Annotated in this window: 7 protein-coding genes, 1 tRNA gene and 1 pseudogene; 7 read left to right on the top strand and 2 right to left on the bottom strand. The window is 41.1% G+C overall.

The window, feature by feature from the left end:
• Window positions 1-264: 264 nt before the first annotated feature.
• Window positions 265-349 (bottom strand) — tRNA-Arg (locus FJM74_RS06440).
• Window positions 350-459: 110 nt separating this feature from the next.
• Here FJM74_RS06440 and FJM74_RS06435 point away from each other — a divergent pair.
• Window positions 460-1686: a phage integrase SAM-like domain-containing protein gene (locus FJM74_RS06435; RefSeq protein WP_187261832.1), complete on the top strand. Its 1227-nt coding sequence runs from the start codon at window positions 460-462 to the stop codon at window positions 1684-1686.
• A 201-nt stretch (window positions 1687-1887) separates the two neighbouring features.
• On the opposite strand, the pseudogene FJM74_RS06430 reads toward FJM74_RS06435, so the two are convergent.
• Window positions 1888-2913, bottom strand: a pseudogene (locus FJM74_RS06430) (IS481 family transposase); the annotation flags it as partial.
• 1288 nt (window positions 2914-4201) lie between these two features.
• Between FJM74_RS06430 and FJM74_RS06425 the strand changes: the two are divergent.
• The 6 genes from FJM74_RS06425 to FJM74_RS06400 all read left to right on the top strand — a co-directional run bounded on the left by FJM74_RS06425 (window position 4202) and on the right by FJM74_RS06400 (window position 16027).
• Entirely contained in the window at window positions 4202-4972 is a 771-nt protein-coding gene (locus tag FJM74_RS06425; RefSeq protein ID WP_187261751.1) for an IS5 family transposase, read from the top strand.
• A 223-nt stretch (window positions 4973-5195) separates the two neighbouring features.
• Window positions 5196-8558, top strand: a complete 3363-nt coding sequence (locus tag FJM74_RS06420) for an AAA domain-containing protein (RefSeq protein ID WP_187261750.1) — start codon at window positions 5196-5198, stop codon at window positions 8556-8558.
• Window positions 8559-9337: 779 nt separating this feature from the next.
• Entirely contained in the window at window positions 9338-9769 is a 432-nt protein-coding gene (locus FJM74_RS06415; RefSeq protein ID WP_187261749.1) for a very short patch repair endonuclease, read from the top strand.
• Window positions 9750-11357, top strand: a complete 1608-nt coding sequence (locus tag FJM74_RS06410) for a DNA cytosine methyltransferase (RefSeq protein WP_187261748.1) — start codon at window positions 9750-9752, stop codon at window positions 11355-11357. The genes FJM74_RS06415 and FJM74_RS06410 overlap by 20 nt, the downstream gene beginning before the upstream one ends.
• A 12-nt stretch (window positions 11358-11369) precedes the next feature.
• A complete protein-coding gene (locus tag FJM74_RS06405; protein ID WP_187261747.1) occupies window positions 11370-12893 on the top strand; it encodes an ATP-binding protein in 1524 nt (507 codons plus the stop codon).
• Window positions 12894-12895: 2 nt separating this feature from the next.
• The gene (locus tag FJM74_RS06400) at window positions 12896-16027 is read left to right on the top strand and encodes a Z1 domain-containing protein (RefSeq protein ID WP_187261746.1); all 3132 of its coding nucleotides are present in this window, start codon (window positions 12896-12898) and stop codon (window positions 16025-16027) included.
• Window positions 16028-16029 lie beyond the last annotated feature (2 nt).

Below are 16029 nucleotides of genomic sequence, written 5' to 3'. Positions count from 1 at the left end.
GATAATTTCCCTTGTTTTAGAGTCTTCGGCAGGTGAGTTTTAAACTCAAGGTGAGATCAGGAGGCTTCGGTTATGCGCTGGTGGGCGGAAAATAAGGTAGAGGAGATAACTGGTGTTTTAAGGGCCTGCTCAAAAATAATCATCAAGTTACCGATGTGAGCTACGATAAGTTGTAATGTCTAAAAATCAAGGGTTTATGTAGGCGAATTGTGTATACATAAAAAAAGCCACTTCCCAGTTTTACCTGTAAGTGGCTTTATAAAGTGGTCGCGAAGGGAGTCGAACCCCTAACCTTCTGATTCGTAGTCAGAATTTTAGTGTTTCAGGTATTTACCCATATTTATAAAATGTCCATTTATTATGTGAAGAGCAAGTTTTTTGTATGAATATTTACGTTTGATTGTTTGTGTTTTGAAATTTTGTGTGCAAATTGTGTGTAAATTTATTCATGCAGATAAGATGAAACCAGCTCATACCTCTATTATGCTAGACACCCGTCGAGCTCTGAAAGACGGAAGCTACCCCGTGAAACTACGAATAACATATGAAAGGCAGAGGAAGTATTACCCGACTCCTTATAGCCTGACCGAAGAAGATTTTGCTAAGGTCTGCTCTGAAAAACCTAAAGCCAAATATAAGGAGCTACAAATCAGTTTTCAGGCTATTGAACAAAAAGCAGTTACTATTATTGGGAAGTTAGATGTATTTACTTTTGAATCTTTTGAAAAGAAGTACTTGAATGCCTCATCTAAGGAGGACGTCCTCGCGGCATTCAAAACTCAAATAGAGCGATTGCAAAAGGAGGGAAGGGCAGGTACTGCAAGTTCATATGAGTGTGCAGAAAAGTCTATAAAGACCTTCGCCAACAAAAAGAGTCTGCCTTTCTCGGCTATTACTCCTGATTTCCTGAAAGAGTATGAGCATTGGATGCTAACTAACGGCAAGTCTTTAACTACAGTTGGAATTTACCTTAGGCCTTTGCGAGCGTTATATAATGATGCTATTGCATCTGGAGATGCTTTGCAGGAGCAGTATCCATTTGGTAGGAGGAAGTACATAATACCTGCTGGTAGAAATGTAAAGAAGGCACTGGAACTCTCGGATATTGAAAAAATATTCCTCTATGAGCCTAAGCACGATGGAGAGGCCCGAGCCAGAGATCTTTGGATTTTCTCATATTTGTGTAATGGTATCAATGTGAAAGATATCGCCCGCCTAAAATTTAAAAATCTTGAAAGTGAAAGAATTACTTTCATACGAGCAAAAACTGAACGCACCAGCCGACAGAATTTAAAAGCTATAACTGTTGTACGAACTTCTGAAATAGATAAAATAATCGAAAGGTGGGGGAATAGCATGACGAAATCGGATGATTTTGTATTCCCCTTTTTGGAGGAAGGCTTTACTCCTGAAAAAGAATTAGCACGAGTAAGGAATATTACGAAGGACATCAATAAGTATATCAAAAGAATTGCTACAGCTGTTGGAATCGAAAAGAATATTTCTACATACTCAGCTCGCCATTCTTTCTCTACCGTCCTTAAACGTGCTGGTGCCCCCATGGAGTTGATTTCTGAATCTTTAGGACACAGTGATTTAAAAACTACTGAAAATTATTTAGATAGCTTTGAGGATAAGGTGAAGCAGAAATATTCAAGTGCTCTTACCGATTTCAAAAAACATTAAGGAAAGTTAATGTTCCAAAAAGGTGTAGTAGTCAAGATATAGTCTGACAGTTGCGGCTTATCTGGCAGGCATCTGCCCTAACGTATTGTTCCATGAGCCCGCGCCGTCGGGCTCATTTTTTTTCTGCACCATCCCTTCATGTTGAGGTGAAAGGTCTGGTTCCGAAAAAAAATGTTTGACAGGATCCTGCGCTAAAGGATGCAACATTTTCTCTTTAGCCAAGGGGATAGCGTCCATAAAAGTTTGGTGGGGCGTCTTGCCCAGGCAGTACTTGCCTGTGTGGGTCCGCTGCCTGTTGTAATGCTCCAGCCACACGTCCAGGTCCTTCTGCAGCTCCTCCAGGCTGCTGTAGACCTTCTTGCGGAAAGCGATGGCGTAGAACTCGTCCTGGATGGTCTTGTGGAAACGCTCGCAGATGCCGTTGGTCTGCGGGCTCCTGGCCTTGGTCCGGGAGTGGTCGATGTCCTCGATGGCCAGGTAGAGCTGGTACTCGTGGTGCTCCCTGGCCCCACAGTACTCCGTGCCCCGGTCCGTGAGGATGCGCAAGAGCGGGATATCGTGCTGCTCATATAGAGGAAGCACTTTGTCATTGAGCATGTCAGCGGCCACCAAAGCGTTCTTCCGGTCATAGACTTTGGCCTGGGCCACTTTGCTGTAGGTGTCGATGAAGGTCTGCTGGTAGATCTTGCCCACGCCTTTGATGTAGCCCACATAGTAGGTGTCCTGCGCCCCCAGGTAGCCGGGGTGGTGCGTCTCGATCTCCCCGTGCGCCGTCTTTTCCTCTTTGGCCTTCTCCAGGGCCGCCACCTGGGCCTCTGTCAGGATCACTCCCTGCTCAGCCACCTTCGCCTCCAGTGCCTTCAGGCGCTTTTGAAAAGTCTCCAGATTGTGGCGCAGCCATACGGAGCGAACACCTCCAGGCGAGACAAACAAACCTCTTTTCTTAAGCTCGTTGGAGGCCCTTAGCTGCCCGAAGGCTGGTTGTTCTGTGGCCATCTCCACGACAGCCTGCTCAACAGCTTCTTCCACTCTGTTCTTAATGTTAGGCTTCTGTCTGCTGATCTCCTGCAGGGCGGATGTGCCGCCCTGCTCGTAGAGCTGCTGGAAACGGTAGAAGGAGTCTCTGCTGTATCCCATCACCTTACAGGCCTGCGATACGTTCCCCAGCATCTCGGCCAGGTTTAGCAATCCTAACTTGTTTTTGATAATTTTGTCATGAGTAGTCATGGTATAATCGGGTTTAATTAATGAAATGCGTCACATTCAATTTAATCAAACTGTCAGATTATATCTTGACTATCTCAAAAAAGGTGTATTGATTGAATCTTATTACGGTTCTTATCGATAATGTCATCTTTGGTTGCTTTAAAATAGTGTCTGATTGCTTACGGCTCGGGAAAAATGGGCCGAAGTTTATTTTGGGTTTATTTATAGCTGATTAAGTTTTATATAGCTCCCTTCGGGGCCATGTTTGCTCTTTACCCCTTATAGCAGTAAGGAATATGGAAAGTTAGCAAGGCATGTACGGACTCTTATCTTTAGCTCGGATGATTTCAGATTTCTATAAGTAGTCTCAATAGAACAGCCAAGGCGAGCCTTCCTCTTTTCTGATATTGTGTAAAAACTTACTGAATCCCAAACTGCATAAATAATGTTGATGTGAGATTGCTTCGGCTGCAGCTAGGGTCAAAGCAAAGACTAGAAACCTTCCAGTGAGTTCATGTGCGCTTCACATTTGCCATCTCCGTCCACGTCCTGGGTATACTGCCTCCGGCTATGGTTAACCTACTTGTGCCTGTAGGGTAATGATAGTCAGGAGTAAACTCTGTATTCATCTGTATTGAGTTCGCTGGTCACTTTTGCCGCTTACTAAATTATGAGGCGAATAGTCTTTTTTCGGTTACAACGCAGCTGTCCTCGCTGTGTGATGGCCAGCACAGGCGGCTTGTACTATGTGGAGGCATAACACACGTTATGCCGTCATGTCGCCGTCTCGGCTGGCGCTTTTCTATCGCCTCTAGGTCCACCTTATGGCTAGAGCTCGTTGGTACTCACTTCCTCCTCCGAATGCTTCTCGTAAACGTCCTCCCACAGAAGGTGTATCATGCTCTGGCTCGCAATCTGGCTAATGCCCAATTTTTCGACTATGATCTAAGTATTATTAAGGTGCAGGCTCATGAGGTGAAGTCAAGCTTTCCATACCTTCAGCAATTGGTTGTGGCCCTGAAAAGCAGGATGCGTCAGATAGTTAAAATAGTTCTGGTTTCGTTTGCACTGGTATAGTGGTGCTTTCTGCTGCCTATGTTACTTAAATGATGGATTTGGAAATAGGAAGTGTTTTTCACCTATTGTACAATGTAACTCCCACACCTTCTCATAAAATAAGCGTTCGCCATTAACTTTCTTTATGACTAATTGGATTTAGATCTAAATCTAAGAGCATGTTTAAATCTTTTGGATAAGTAAAAAAGCGCGAGTCAGTCCGTAAGCGAAAAGTGACCAAACAATACAGCTTATGGAATCTCAGTATAAGAGACTTACTGACTCGCAATGGGAAGTGGTGAGCAAATCGCTTCCTACAGCAAGGAAACGCAAGCACTCGCTGCGGGTTATAGTAGATGCTATTTTTTACATGCTGCGGGTAGGCGGGCAGTGGCGCAACCTGCCTGAGGAGATGTTCCCCAAGTGGGAATTGGTCTACTATTATTTCCGCAAATGGCAGGAGGACGGCACACTGGAGAAGCTTAATTGGGCGCTCAATAGAAGAGAGCGTGACAGGCTTGGCAAGGAAGCCTCGCCAAGCCTGCTGAGCATTGACACACAGTCTGTTAAAGTGGCTCCTTTTGTAGGGGAAGAAACAGGAGTAGATGGCAATAAAAAGGTTAATGGGCGGAAGCGGCATGTGATTACCGACACACTGGGCCTGATATGGGGCGTGGTGGTCCATAGTGCTAATAAGGCTGATGGTGCCCTGGCTGAGCGGGTAGTAGCTCCGCTCAGGGGGTATCTGCACCGGATGGAAACTATATTGGCCGATGCAGCTTATGAGAAGGTCTTTATGGAATGGGTAAATGAGAACCTGCTGGGCGTGGAACTGGAGATAAGCTCCAAGCCTCCAGCCTCAGAGGGCTTTGTGCCGGTGAAATGGAGATGGGTGACAGAGCGGGCTTTCGGTATATTTAACTTCTTTCGCAGGCTCGATAAAGACCGAGAAAAGACCCCGGAAAGTGCTCAAAGTTGGGTGTTATGGCATAATTGCCAAGTGATATTAAATAGAATAACCTGAAAACCAGAAAGTTAAAATTTAAACATGCTCTTAATTAATAACTGGTTGGTACCTATTTACTACGTAGAACCATGAATTCAAATATGAGCCTTTAATTAATCATGATTGGGGACGCCAAAGGCCCGTATGAATGTTTTTATACATGATGAACATGTAAAAAAAACATTTTTAAGTAGAATATAAATTATTTATATAGATTTATTAACTCCATACTAAAAAACCTATGCCCTTTACTAGTTATTTGATCCGGAAATTTAGCTTTACTCAGGAGAACCAGTTCTTTAGAACTTTATCGGAATCACTACAACATCATTTTAAGGCTAAGGCTGGAGAGCATGTCTTAGTGGGCAATATTAGTGTGAATGGTCATGCCATCGACGCTATTTTTATAAACAAAGGGCAAATTTCTGTTATAGATTTCAAAGACTACTCTGGGAGAATTCAGTTTTCAGAAAACAATCCGTGGCTTTTAGAAACACCCAAGGGGGATCATGTTTATGTTGAGGGTGGCGCTCATATGAGAAATCCATTTCAACAAGTAAGAGCTTATAGATTTTCTTTGTTTCAGTTCTTAGAGGATAATAAAGATTCAATTCTTGAGGGTGTCAGATCAGATATTAGGTGGGGCCATGTAGGGGGAATTGTTTTATTTCAGCAAAAGGTTAGTTATGATGAAAGTTTAATAGCCGGTAGTATAAAGAGGTGGTTTCATATTGCTGACAAGGAGAATATTATAACACTACTTAATGATAAATATTCTGAGTCACTAGAATTCACAGATAGAGAAATAAGTAATATTTTATTAACACTGGATGTTTGTGCGGATAATTTGTTTGACAGAGGTACCGCTGAAGATCAAATCCCAGATAAGTTTCCCTCAAAAGCTTCTGCAGAAAAGATAGCTTTCATTAGGAGATTAATTGGAGCGGCTAGCGAGCCAGGGACAACAGGAATTCGTTTGTTAAAATATTACCGTACATTACTTCAACTTGAAAGGTTCAAAGAACCTTCTGCAACAGATTTGCACCATCTCCCTTTAGATAATCAACAAGATTTAACAGATTATGTTATTGACTTATCAGCAAATAATACATTCTATCAAGCATGGTTAAAGAATAAGCAAGAGAGATTCCCCAAAAATATTTTCATAAGTATTGAAGTTATGCTCAATAGTAAAGGCAGGCCTTTACTGTATACAGTTTTATTAACATCTGATGTGCGTAATAGTAGCGAGATCAAAATAAATCAGAATGATTTTGGACTGTATGTAAAAGAGTTAGAGCAAATGGGGCTAGAGGATGATATAATTGAGGAGCTAAGTACAGGAATTAACAATGCTAATAATCTTCACGAAAAATTAAATGTCTTAAAATCAGTACTATCTGATTCTATTGCTCTCGGAAGCAGAGTTTATATTGGATTGAGTAGTGAGAGCATGTTTACGGCACAGCTACAATCGGAGCTTAACACTCTAGGCAAAAAAGTTGAAAGTACTAATAATAGGATGTTTTTGTCTTTTCTTCATCAAGAGTCTAAGTTAAAGACGCCTCAACCACTTCCTCTGCATTCATTCATTCAAATTACCTCATTAAACAATTCTCAGGAGGAAGCCATATCGCAGGCTTTCAAGCAGGATATTACAGTGGTTACAGGCCCTCCAGGTACCGGCAAATCACAGGTGGTTGCCAACATATTGGCAAATGCAGCAATGAATAACTATTCTGTTCTTTTTGCAAGTAAGAATAATAGAGCTGTAGACAATGTGAAAGACAGGTTAGATCATCTACTTAATAGTGAAGCAGTTCTAAGGTTCGGCTCGAAGACTGACATAGAAGAGGTAGCAAAACCGAAATTGAGGAAAATGCTAGGTAAAGCAAGCATTGGCGATTGTAAGAACGTAGATGGTCAACTTAAATTTTTAAAGGATTCTATAAATAAATTGAACAGCCGGAGAGCAGAGCTTGAAAGGCTTGTAGCTAAAATTCCAATACTTAAAAATCAGGTTTCTGAACTGGAGTTTGAACTTGCTCAAAATAAAGTGGCTATTGAGCAATGGCATAGAAGTCTTTCATCTGATTACAGGAAGCTTTTTATAGATCAAGCTTTATGGTTCAGAATAGATCAGAACCAGGTAACCTTAATGGTAAAAAAAGTTGAGAGAGCAGGCTCAGGCATTTTTAGTAGGTTATGGTTTAACTTGTTCCTGAAGTCTAAAGCACAAGAATTTGCAGGAAGGTTAAACAATGAGTTGCCTGCAGCTTGGAATGATTATGTACAGAGGAACTCACCGTGGACCAGCCTTACGCTTAAAGCTTATCAGTCATTGGATGAAAACTTAAAATTTATTTTAAGGCTTTACCAGGACCAGTTATCTATTCAAGGGAAGCATACTTCGTTGACAGAGAAAGTGCGTTCTGTCGAATGGAAAATTGCTTCTGTCCAGAAAGAATTAGAATTCTTGGTTTCGGAAGAGACAAATTTTTTAACGGAAATAGCAGAAATAAGAAAGCAACTGCCAGCACTCGGGATAAAAGCATTAGATATGAAGCTTGCTGATGATCTTTATAAGATGGATAGGCATCAGGTACAGGAATATGTTGATTTTCTGCCGGCTCAAGTATGGAAAGATGCAGATGTAGAGGACTTCAGATTTGCTAGTAAGAAGTTTCTAGAGGATTTTCATGTTGTATGTGTTACCTCCTTGTCAGTAAAAAATTCTTTTCCATTAAGTGAAGGCCTTTTTGATATGGTGGTAGTTGATGAGGCATCACAATGCGATCTGGTTTCTGCTTTACCATTGCTTTTCAGGTCGAAAAAGGCTGTCATAATTGGAGATCCGCTACAGCTGACGCATATTACAAGCGTTCAGAATTATGAAGAAGAATATATTCTTGAGTCTCTGGATTTACAAGGTATAGGTAGTAGGTATGTTAGCACTTCATTATATGATTATGCGGCTTCCTTAGCAAATAAAGCGAAACTGAAGAGCGTCTTCTTAAATGAGCACTATCGATGTCATCCTGAAATCATTAGTTTTTCAAACACCCAGTTTTACGAAAGACGATTAGGGCAAAGCTTAAGGATCATGACACATAGTGAACTGTTTAAGTTTGGCAGACTTGGGTTAAATTGGGTCCAGGTTGAAGGTGAGATGTCAAATGATAAGAACTTAAATATAGCAGAGGCTACAGCTTGTATAGACTTGGCTAAGAAGTTGAGAAAAGAATTCCAGGATGCTTCCATAGGTATTGTTACACCATTTAGAGATCAGAAGAGGTTTATCTTTGATTCTCTTTCACCTGACCTGCGGGAGGAGATAAAGGTTGATACTGTTCACCAGTATCAAGGAGATGAGAAAGACATCATGATCCTAAGTTTAGTAGTCACTAATAATAGTCCTGAAAGTAAAGCAAGATTCCTGAACAGAAATGAATTCCTGATAAATGTGGCTATAACCAGGGCAAAAAGTAGTCTTTACATAATTGGGAACTGGAATTACTGCATAGGATTGAATGAGACAGGTAGACTGAAATCACCTTTATACCGACTAGCTAATTATGCTAAACAGCTAAATAAGATATATTAATAACAATAAACAGGATGTAATATAAAACTAACAAATAGTAGTCTATATTTAGCAAAGAGAAAAAGCCTGTATCTAAGCTGAATTAAAAAACTATTACTCTTCAGATGCAAAATACATGTGGTTTTACTTTGTTCCCTTCTAAGACATACTTAGTAAAGAGATTATTATCTTTGAAAGAAGCTAACTATGTATATATCCTAAGCCGGTCCAAGCTTGCGTATTACTGATTCCTTAGGTGGTTAGGGTAAAAGGGGATCTAGATTAAGTCTACAGGAAATTATAAACGTTTAAACTTATCAGATGTGGACCAAAATAAATAATTGGCTGCCCAGTACCAAGCCTTTACAGGTGGTCTAGACAGAAATAGCTTGTAAGGAGCGCTCATGTAGAAAGAGCCAGTTGCCTAGGTCTGGCAGGTGTGGAGAGCTGTTCTCACCTCTTCTGGAATTATTTGTATGCTGGAAGACGGAAGATTCATACTGTCTATTTGCTCAACGACACCATTAACTATTACCAGTATTTCGACGCTAGCCTACAGGTGGGATCCCTTTTTGGATGCGTAGCCCAATATATAGAGATCATCGGGGAGATGTACATGCGGGTGTAGGGCGGATCGTATGTGACTTGTATAAACCTCTGGAGCGATAACCACACTCTTTAGAATCTGTGTTTGTTGCAACTTCAACGCGTCCTGCGAGTTAGATACGACTTAATATTAAGATGTAAGACGTATAAATCATATAGTTACGTTTAATTGATTATAACAATCTAAATGCCTTATGTCAGACGTCCACTCTAAAGAAACTCGCAGCTATAATATGAGCAGGATCAAGGGCAAAGACACTAAACCCGAAATTCTGCTAAGAAAATTTCTTTTTTCTAAAGGGTTCAGATATCGTTTACATGATAAAAAACTTTTCGGGAAGCCGGATATTGTCCTTCCAAAATATAAAACCATAATAAATGTACATGGCTGTTTCTGGCATGGCCATACTGGATGCCGTTATTTTGTAATTCCTAAAACAAGGACGGAATGGTGGATGCGAAAAATCGAAAGAAATAAAGAATTGGATAAGATAAATTATTTGAAAAATCACCAAGCAGGCTGGAAAGTTTTGACGATATTTGAATGCGAGCTTAAACCAAAAAGCAGAGACGAGACCTTACAATTTATTTTAGATACATTAAAAAATGGTAATACCAATAGTTGATATTTTTGCGGGCCCGGGTGGACTAGGGGAAGGATTTTCCGCATTTATCAATGAAGAAAATGAGCATCCTTTTAGGATTGCTTTGTCTATTGAAAAAGATCCGCTTGCACACCAAACGCTTCGCCTCCGAAGCTTTTTCAGACAGTTTCCTCATAGTGAGGTACCAGAAGATTACTACAAATTTGTTAGGGGTAACATTAGTATTGATGAACTTTATCGGAGGTGGCCTGAACAAGCAGAGCATTCAGCAGCTGAAGCATGGTGCGGAACCCTTGGTGATCCGGATGAGCAAGATATGAACGCCATTTCCGATTCTGAGGTTGACGAACGTATCAGAACTGTTTTGAATGGTGAAAGAAATTGGGTCCTTATAGGGGGGCCGCCATGTCAAGCATATTCGATTGCTGGCAGATCTAGAAGACAGGAGAAAATCTTAAATGAACAGACTGATAAACGAGTAGGGCTTTATAAACAATACTTACGAATTCTTGCTGTGCATAGTCCGGCGATATTTGTGATGGAGAATGTTAAAGGAATTTTATCTGCTGAAACTTCCGAGAACCAAGTATTTACGAAAATACTTAACGATCTCTCTGACCCTGCATCTTCTTACCTATCTGAGAGTGAAAATGATACAGCAACCATACAGTACCCAAGTTACAGGATTTATTCGTTAGTTAATCCTCCGGATCGAATTGACTTATATGGCAATCCTGAGTACAAGCACAAGAAGTTCATTATCAAAGCTGAAAACCATGGTGTGCCTCAAACTCGGCACCGTGTAATTTTGCTCGGTATAAGAAGTGATATCGATATTCCGCCAGGAGTCATTCCACCTAGGCCAGAGATTCCTGTGGCTGACGTTCTTACAGGGTTGCCGTCGCTACGAAGTGGTCTTTCGAAGTCTAAAGATGATTTCACTTCTTGGGTGGCGGCTTTAAATGACATACTGTCTAACGGTTCTCTTGACGGTGCAGATGCAGCAGTAATCAACCACATCCGCTCCAATTTTAAAGAAATTGCTGAGCCTGCATCAGGAACCGGAGGAGATTTTCTGCCATTTAAAGAGACTGCGGTTAATTACCAAGAAAAATGGTATTTGGATAATCGGATTGGTGGCGTACTAAATCATGCATCACGCACTCACATGCAAAGTGATCTTCACCGTTATCTTTTTGCATCTACGTTTGGCAAAGTAAAGGGTATATCACCAAAGCTGTGTGATTTTCCTGTAAAGTTACTTCCTGCACATGGCAATGTGAAGCAAGGCGTTGAAGAGCAAAAGTTTGCCGATCGTTTCCGTGTGCAACTGGCTGAAAAAGCGTCCAAAACAATTACCAGCCATATATCTAAAGATGGGCACTATTATATACATCCTGATCCTGCGCAATGCCGTAGCTTGACAGTGCGTGAAGCAGCCCGTCTGCAGACATTTCCTGATAATTACTTCTTCTGTGGACCAAAAACATCACAATTTCATCAGGTCGGTAATGCAGTTCCGCCCTTACTCGCTTGGCAAATTGCTGGAATAGTTAATAAAGTTTTTGAAAGAGCATTAGCTCATATTCACGAAGACCTTCGTGTTTGATTCTTTCTATTTATGACCAAACCTAACCTGCGAATTGAATCTGCTGAACCTAACCCAGAATACCTGATTAAGTCAATTGCTGAACAAGGGTATAGCCTTGAAACTGCTTTGGCAGATCTGATGGATAACTCGGTATCAGCAGGTGCTAATAGTATTGAAGTAATGATACGAATGGATAAAGAACCATTTACATTGTTCCTCGCAGATAATGGTTTGGGCATGGATGAAAATGAACTCCGTCAGAACATGCAGTTCCCAAGCAGTTCACCAGAAAGTAACCGGGAGCGAATTGATCTTGGGCGTTTCGGCCTCGGTATGAAAACCGCATCATTTTCCCAAACTCGAAAGTTTTCCGTTATCTCTAGGAAAAAAGGCACAAGTGATTACTTCGGTAGAACATGGGATGTAGAATATCTTAAAAAGGAAGGTTGGAAGCTTATTGTAAATACCGAAGAGGAAGTTTCGGTGATGCTGGCTTCATGGCAGCGTCTTTCCGAAGCTCACCTCAACCGCTTCGAAGACTTTCAACCAAATACACTTATAGTTTGGCACGGATTATTTAAGTTTGAAAGTTACCTTGAGTGCGACAACCGTCAGAGGGCGCTCAAAAAAGAAATTACTGAAGTAACAAGTGAATATCTAGCTCTTGTTTTTCACCGATTCATGGAGCGTACCAGTAATCCACTTCGTATCCGTATTAACAACAGTTTGATAACTCCTTTCAATCCATTCCCCGCAGCCGAAAAGGATTTCCGGCCCATGGAATTCCGGCAGAAGAACTTTCGTAGTGATACAATTAAAATGGAAGGTTTTATATTACCTGCACGGAGTATCGATGAAAGTCAAAACAACCTCAATATTTGGACGACAAAAAATCTTGGTCTTATGGATATGGAAGGTATTTACCTATATCGTGCAGACAGGGTAATCCTTTTTGGTGGCTGGAACGGACTAATACGAAAAGCACCTCGTCTTCAACTGGCTCGATTACGCGTTGAGGTAGGAAACAGTGTTGATCATCTGCTTCATTTGAATGTGGCAAAATCTCAGATTGTAATTCCGCATGACCTTAAAGGTGCATTTGAAAACTATATTACCGAACTTAAAACAGAAGCAGCAAGAGAATTTTACAACCGCGGCGTCCGCAATTTCTCTGGCTACGGCAAGAAAGACAAAGTTCAGCTATTCCAGCGCAGGTCATCTAGTAAAGGCGTTTTACTTGAACTGAATGCTGACTTTACACTTATTAATAACTTATTGTCTTCTCTGAATACGCAACAGCAAACACAATTTCGGCTCATCATGCGCATGATTAATACAGCGGTTAACAACATCAGACAGTCCCATCAGGATGTTGCATTTAATGCGAACAATGTATCGGGTCCTATTGTAAGCAACAGCGATATTAGACTGTTTATTGAAGAACTTAAGGCTTCCGGTATCAATTCAGAACAGATAAAAAAAGAAATACTTCCCGGATTAGGCTTTACGCTCAGTTCTCTTCCGACCGAAATACTAAACCTCTTAAAACTCTAATAATGGCGAAGAATAACAGGGATTTTATTGACCATATGAAGCTGCTTGTCAATGGTAAGGCTGAAAGCTACAAGGTAAATAATGGGGCTATTACCCGAGATTTTTTTGAGGCTTCCGGGTTGCGTGATGAGATTAAATCAAATATGGCCACATTGGCTACCATGGGTATTCCTGTTCCAAGCGATGATAAATTTGATGAGTTATATGATGTGGCGTTAAAGGAAACCCGACTCGCACATACACTTGGTATGACACCAAGTGTATCTCTTATTAGTAAAGAAGCGAGAACGCGCACCTGGCTCACGCCTGAAAGAATGGCTGCACTTAAATGGGACAACGACGAACTGGTTACTTACCGTGCGCGATACATTGGTTATCTAAAGAAAATGAGCCGTCCAAAAGCATATATAAAGGAAACGGAAAGATCAAGTCTGGAAATTGTGAAAAAAATGGGTGATCCAGCTTCAGATGAACCTTTCTTTGTGAGGGGACTTGTGGTCGGTAGTGTTCAATCAGGCAAGACTGCAAATTTCAACGCTGTGATCAATAGTTCTATTGATGCCGGCTACGATCTAATTATTGTGTTATCGGGAATTATGGAAGACCTGCGCAGCCAGACGCAAAAACGTATTGAAAAAGAAGTTGAAGGGAAATACAGGGCAGGGAGTTTTATTGGTGTTGGCGAGGTGTCATCATTTGGCTCTCTCGGTGCATATCCGGAAGTAAAACAAATAATCGTTCCTACATCACCGGATACGGATTTCAGCAAGACAATAAAAGAAGCAGATTTCTCACTGAACAACAAAAATATCCTGATATGTAAAAAGAATACCAGTGTATTAAAAAATTTACTCCTTTGGCTACACAGTTACCTTAATAAAAATAAAGACAAAATTAACATTCCTTTCCTGATCATAGATGATGAAGCAGATAATGCTTCACTGAATAACCTAGGGGAGAAAGGCAAGGAATATGCTTCTGTCATTAATGGACACATCAGGGCCCTACTTGCCTTGTTTAACAGGAAGACATATCTTGGATACACTGCTACACCATTCGGAAACGTCCTTCAAGATCGTAACGATGCACCGGACACAAAATGGACCATTGACGAAAAGGTTAATGGCGAAACAGTTACCACAGAATTCGATCTGGAAAAGAGTCTGTTTCCAGATGATTTTATCGAGTTGCTATTCCCACCACCAAATTACCTGGGACCAAAACATTTCTTCAGAACCCGACTGGAAGAAATCCGCAAAATTGAGCCACTTATCTCACCACCGGTTAGAGACTACATGATGTCCTTTCCTGAGCGGGTTTGGAAGTATGACGCACACTCCGGGCAACCAGGCCAACCGACCTCGGTGCGCAGCAAAGAAACTCGGGCCACGACAAAATCTGATCCTTTTCCAGCAGTTCTGCCTGATTCGCTGAAAGATGCTATAATGTGCTTCTTTGTTTCTACTGCAATCCGCATTAGCCGTAAACCTGATATGGTCGAAGCAGCTGCCTATCAGCCGCACAATACGATGCTGATCCATATTTCCAGGTTTACAGACTGGCAAACCAGAACTAAAAAGCTGGTGCAGGACTTTGTTAATGAACTGACAGAGAATCTCAACTCAGATTTGCCGTCCGATAAAAAGTCCGTTTATGGTATCTTTGAACGTATATGGTATAATTATTATGCCTATATAATGGAAAATATAAAAGGTTATCTGCCTGAAGGATATGATGACCCCTTTCTTGTTCCTAAAACCTTTAAGGAGATTAAACCCCTACTAATGACCGCTGTTACTGGCGTGGAAGTAAAAGCAATCAACAGTGAAACTCAAGATAAGCTCGACTATCCTGATAATATAGAAAAAAAATATATCGCTGTTGGCGGTAACCGCCTATCAAGGGGTTTTACGCTGGAGGGACTGACGATTAATTACTTCATCCGTAATACCAATTTTGCTGATACGCTTCTTCAGATGGGCCGCTGGTTTGGTTATCGTCCAGGTTATCTTGATTGCTGCAAACTCTTCTCTACATCCGATTCGCTGGAGAAATTCGACCAGACTACTTTTACGATGGAAGATTTGGAACAAAAATTCATCGATATGAATCGTGATCCAGAAAACACACCTTCTAAATATGCACTGTTGGTTTTAAAACATCCAGGTACGCTTAAAATCACCCGTCCAGCTATTCTAAAAAATGCTAAGGAAGTGAACTGGTCATATTCTGATCAGTTAGAACAAACTACTTGGTTCAGCCTTGATGCTATTCGTTTGAAGTCGTCTTGGGATGCCTTTCGTGAACATATAATTGCACACAATGAGAAGTTTACCGTTGACAAGAAAGGTTATATGATAATTAAAGATGCCACAACGGAAGACTTAATAAACATCCTGAATCTGCCGAATACTTTTTTGAACGATAGCAAAAAACCAGATGAGACTTATTTTGCTGATTTGATTGCCTTTATTAAGTTAGCAAACCAACACGGTAAACTCACGGACTGGACTATAGGCGTTAAACTTAAGGGAGCTAGTGGTACAATTCTTAAAAAAGATGAAACCGGTTTCCTTGAAGATATTCAGCTAACCCAGCGTAGCGGACCCAATCCGGGTCAACCTAGCCGCTGGCTCGACTACATCAAAAATGAAAATATTTTCAGAGCAGGGGGGAGTTCAGCCAATATTGTAACCGGATCTAATGACATGGCTGTTGCGCTCTCTGATGAAGAAGAAGAAAGAGCAAAAAAAGCATGGCGCGATAATCTTTATGACTCGCTGAAACTTGAAAATCCTGAATGGACTAAGGATCAGTTGCAAAAAGCGGTAAATCGGAAAAATATTCCTGAAAAGGCATTCCGGCAAAAAATGAATGAACGTCAGGCTGTTCTCATGATTTATCTGATCGATCCTGCTGAAGTCTTTAGGTACGATAACAAGGATATCGAGGAGCTCTTGGAAGTGCGTGACAGAGTTGGCACCAAAACGCCATTGATAGGTTATGCCATTGGTATTCCACCTATTAAAGGAAACGTTGGCGGCACCTATCTTCAAAGCAAATACCATATAGAACCAGAACCGTCCTCACCTGATGATGATACTTATGAAGATTACGAAACAGTTCTGGAATAGCT

Origin of the sequence: Pontibacter beigongshangensis (assembly GCF_014332515.1) — a bacterium.
GTDB lineage: Bacteria > Bacteroidota > Bacteroidia > Cytophagales > Hymenobacteraceae > Pontibacter > Pontibacter beigongshangensis.
The sequence above is the reverse complement of the archived record's forward strand: the minus strand, read 5'-3'. Positions and strand labels throughout refer to the sequence as shown.

Coding starts and splice junctions, on each gene's coding strand:
- FJM74_RS06415 (WP_187261749.1), top strand. CDS start 9,338: ATGTCAGACGTCCACTCTAAAGAAACTCGCAGCTATAATATGAGCAGG.
- FJM74_RS06420 (WP_187261750.1), top strand. CDS start 5,196: ATGCCCTTTACTAGTTATTTGATCCGGAAATTTAGCTTTACTCAGGAG.
- FJM74_RS06410 (WP_187261748.1), top strand. CDS start 9,750: ATGGTAATACCAATAGTTGATATTTTTGCGGGCCCGGGTGGACTAGGG.
- FJM74_RS06425 (WP_187261751.1), top strand. CDS start 4,202: ATGGAATCTCAGTATAAGAGACTTACTGACTCGCAATGGGAAGTGGTG.
- FJM74_RS06405 (WP_187261747.1), top strand. CDS start 11,370: ATGACCAAACCTAACCTGCGAATTGAATCTGCTGAACCTAACCCAGAA.
- FJM74_RS06435 (WP_187261832.1), top strand. CDS start 460: ATGAAACCAGCTCATACCTCTATTATGCTAGACACCCGTCGAGCTCTG.
- FJM74_RS06400 (WP_187261746.1), top strand. CDS start 12,896: ATGGCGAAGAATAACAGGGATTTTATTGACCATATGAAGCTGCTTGTC.